The following is a 257-nucleotide window of genomic DNA, read 5'->3' as shown; positions in this document are numbered from 1 at the left end:
CACTGCTGAGTTCGGGATGGGATCAGGTGGTTCAACGCCTCTATGATCGTCAAGCAATTCGGTTGGCGTATCGTTCTGGTTTGAGCTCTTCACTCTTCAACCAAAACACGCGAATACGTTGCTTGGATCTTTAACAATTCATTTTGAAATAACGTGGATCAAGCGGTAAACCAGGACCTCCATGGATGGAGGAAATGCTGAAAATTGTCAGGAACAATTTCAGTACATCGTATTATGTGTCTTTTAGCTGCTTTTAC

The 257-nt window shown here is 43.2% G+C and carries 1 rRNA gene; it reads right to left on the bottom strand.

Features of this window, described 5'->3' with window-relative positions:
- Nucleotides 1-54 (bottom strand): 5S ribosomal RNA (gene rrf / locus ACXAH2_RS17220); the annotation flags it as partial.
- Nucleotides 55-257: the final 203 nt, after the last annotated feature.

The organism is Marinomonas sp. ABL3_031, assembly GCF_056161265.1.
This window is presented reverse-complemented; position numbering and strand designations above follow the sequence as displayed.